Annotated in this window: 3 protein-coding genes; 2 read left to right on the forward strand and 1 reads right to left on the reverse strand. The window is 61.8% G+C overall.

The window, feature by feature from the left end; translation table 11 throughout:
- Nucleotides 1-468 precede the first annotated feature (468 nt).
- On the reverse strand, nucleotides 469-885 hold the full coding sequence (locus tag EOM25_13415) for a hypothetical protein (protein NCC26173.1): 417 nt from the start codon (nucleotides 883-885) through the stop codon (nucleotides 469-471).
- Between EOM25_13415 and EOM25_13420 the strand changes: the two genes are divergently transcribed.
- A complete protein-coding gene (locus EOM25_13420) occupies nucleotides 884-1,453 on the forward strand; it encodes a DUF1566 domain-containing protein (protein NCC26174.1) in 570 nt (189 codons plus the stop codon). The genes EOM25_13415 and EOM25_13420 overlap by 2 nt on opposite strands.
- The gene (locus EOM25_13425) at nucleotides 1,450-3,270 is read left to right on the forward strand and encodes an IPTL-CTERM sorting domain-containing protein (GenBank protein NCC26175.1); all 1,821 of its coding nucleotides are present in this window, start codon (nucleotides 1,450-1,452) and stop codon (nucleotides 3,268-3,270) included. The genes EOM25_13420 and EOM25_13425 overlap by 4 nt, the downstream gene beginning before the upstream one ends.
- Nucleotides 3,271-3,282: the final 12 nt, after the last annotated feature.

A 3,282-nucleotide genomic window follows, 5' to 3' on the forward strand; every position in this document is an offset into this window, starting at 1 on the left:
CCCAAGGAACGCATCGGATCTTGTTCGGCATAACAGGACCGTTTAGCGGGGTGCAGCCGGCGGACTATTGGTCTTGCTCTACCTCTGCGTTCAATACGTACGACGCCTGGTACGTTTCCCTGTGGGACTACGGCTACGCGTACCCGAACGACAAGGCGGCTACGTACCGCGTGTGGCCTGTTCGGGGAGGACAATAGAGGCTTTGGCGCTTTGAAATTTTGACCCTTTGGGGTGCAGGGGCGAAGCCCCTGCCGGAGTGGGCACATCAAGTATAGCATGTCAACTTGCAATTGGCAGGATTACCTCACGTCAAGTTGGGTCGGCACTCCTCAGCGATGCCCGTGGCGTTTACAAGGGCTGGCACCTGATACAGTCGGAATACGAGGCTGGGCCAGGATGAGGCGCAAGACAATGGCAATGAACCGTTTCCTGCTACGATACGCGCTCACAGCCTCCGCGGAACGAGGCTCAGCCTTGGCCTTTCGATTTGTCAGCTCGCCGGGCTGCGGTCTGCTCCACCGCGTGCAGCAGATAGCCGGAGCGTGTCATGCCCAGCCGCTTGGCCGCATCATCGATGGAGCGCAGGCAGGAACGCGGCAGGCTGATATTCACACGCACCGGTGTAGAATCGAGCATGCCCAGGTCCACCTGCACCATGGCCAGTACGCCGCCAGCCGCTTCGGGCAGGCTGAGCCCCTGTTCCGGCCTGCTCGGAACAGGGGCTTCTCGCGCATCGCCCAGCCAAGCCTCCACGGCCTCCTGCACCCTTTGCAGCGCCTGGTCCAGGTCCTCGCCCACGGTGAAACATCCGGGCAGGTCGGGGACCGTCACGCCGTAGCGTTGCCCATCATCGCTGTGCAAAATGATCGGGTAGCGTCTCTGCATCGTTCAGCCTCGTCAGCGCGGCGGCCACTCCTTGCAGGAAATTTACGAAAAGCTGGAGCGGATAGACAACAAGGTGGAACCACAGGGCTTCGTCTATATCCCCCGGACCGGGCAGGCCATCTGTTGGGATCCTGATGGGCCTGCTTGGGTCGAAGTTTCTTGCGACGGGACCGGCCGAGACGGCGATCTCAAAAAAGGCCTGGCCTGGCCGGATCCGCGCTTTACGGACAACGGCAACGGCACGGTCACAGACAACCTGACGGAGTTGGTGTGGTTGAAAAACGCTAATTGTGCTGGTGTAAATCGGGACTGGTCGACCGCCTTGTCGGATATCACTTCCCTCAACACAGATGGGAGAATGAACGGGAATAGCTGCGGTGATACAAGTAATGGCGGAGTTCACCAAACTAACTGGCGGCTCCCCAATATTCGCGAATTGCTCAGCCTGATTGACTATGGTCGAGCCTCCCCTGCGCTGCCATCCGGCCGTCCCTTCCAGAACTTTCCCAGCCCCGCTTTATACTGGTCCAGCACGACCAGGGCGGGCGATAAGGTAGTTGCCCCATGAAATCCATGACCACATCCTGTCGGACGGTATTCCGCCGCCTTGCGGTCGCAACCGTCACGCTTTGCATCTGCCTCTGGGCCGGACTGGCCCTGGGGCAGGGGATCGACCCGACCCATAGATTCGCCTGGAGCGAGAACACGGGCTGGCAGAACTTCAAGTCGACCCATGGCGAAGTGTCGGTGTACGCAACGCACCTGGAGGGCCATGTCTGGGGCGAGAACATCGGCTGGATTCGGCTGGGATCGTATACCGGCGGTGGCACCCACACCTACGGCAACACGAACCAGACCAATTTCGGCGTAAACCGCACCGGCAATCAGCTCTCCGGCTACGCCTGGGGCGAGAACATCGGCTGGATCAGCTTCGGCTCGTCGGTCCACCATGCCGGCGTCCAGATCGACCCGGCCACGGGTGATTTCAGCGGCTTCGCCTGGGGGGAGAACATCGGGTGGATCAAGTTCGCGGGTACTGCCGTGGACAGCACGGCGTACAAGGTGAAACTGGCGGACACCGCCCCCACCGTCACCACCCAGGCCGCAACCAGCGTGACCACGTCCACGGCCACGGGCAACGGGAACATCACCAACCTGGGCCTGCCCAACCCCACGGCTCACGGCGTGTGCTGGTCCACCACGGCCAACCCGACCACGGCCGACTCCAAGACCGACAAGGGCGCGGCCGCGGCCACGGGCGCATTTACCTCGAGCATGACCGGCCTGACCGCCGGCACGACCTACCACTACCGGGCCTATGCCACGAACACGGTCGGCACGAGCTACGGTGAGAACTGGGAGTTCACGACCAGTTCGACGCCTTCGCCCACACCACATTCCGTTCTCTACAACGGAAACGGAAATACAGGCGGGACCGTTCCCGCGGACCCGAACACCTACGCCGAAACGGCCATGGTCACCGTACTCGACAACACGGGCAACCTGGTAAAAACCGGTTCGGTCTTTGCCGGCTGGAACTCTCAAACCAATGGCGGTGGGGCTCAGTACGCTCCCGGAACAACCTTCTCCATGCCTGCGGACAACGTGACCCTGTACGCCCAATGGTCGTCATCGGCCGTGACCATCACGCCAACTGAGAAAGAACACGCCCCAGAGGCCACGAACGGCCAAACCGTCACCGTCACGGCCGGGGCAGGCGCGTCCTGGACGGCCACGTCCAATAACGATTGGATCACAGTGACCGGTGGGGCCTCGGGCACCGGCGACGGGACTGTCACCTACAGCCTTGATTCCAATGACACGGGTTCGCCGTCCATGCCCCGCACGGGAACCATTTCCATAGCCGACAAAACTTTCATCGTGACCCAGGGCACGTACCATTGGCAACTCACCCAAGGGCCGGGAACGGGCTGCCAGGGGGAAATTTCCGGCGGGCCATATTTCGTCGAGGCCGCAAGCCTAGCCGCTTCAGCCCCCTTTCCGGACGACACGGCCTTTCCCTGGGGCCTGATCGATTTCAAGATCGTCAATGTCCCCAGCGGCGGAACAGTGACCCTGACCGTCACCATGACCTCAAACATTCCGGCCGGGTCGATCTTCTACAAATACGACTCCGGCACCTACACGCCCTACGAAAACGTCGCCGGTCTGGACGACGGAGACAACCTGTTCAGCATCACCCTGACCGACGGAGGAGCCGGAGACCAGGACGGCCAGGTCAACGGGGAGATTGTTGACCCCGGCGGGATCGGTGTCCGCGGGGCCCAACCCATTCCAACCCTGTCCGAATGGGGCATGATCATTCTGGCCTGCATCCTGGCCGGTCTGACCCTGTGGCGGATGCGCAGGCAGGGTCTGGTCTAGTCGGACGGCCCT

This window comes from Deltaproteobacteria bacterium (assembly GCA_009929795.1).
Taxonomy (GTDB): Bacteria; Desulfobacterota; Desulfovibrionia; order Desulfovibrionales; family Desulfomicrobiaceae; genus RZZR01.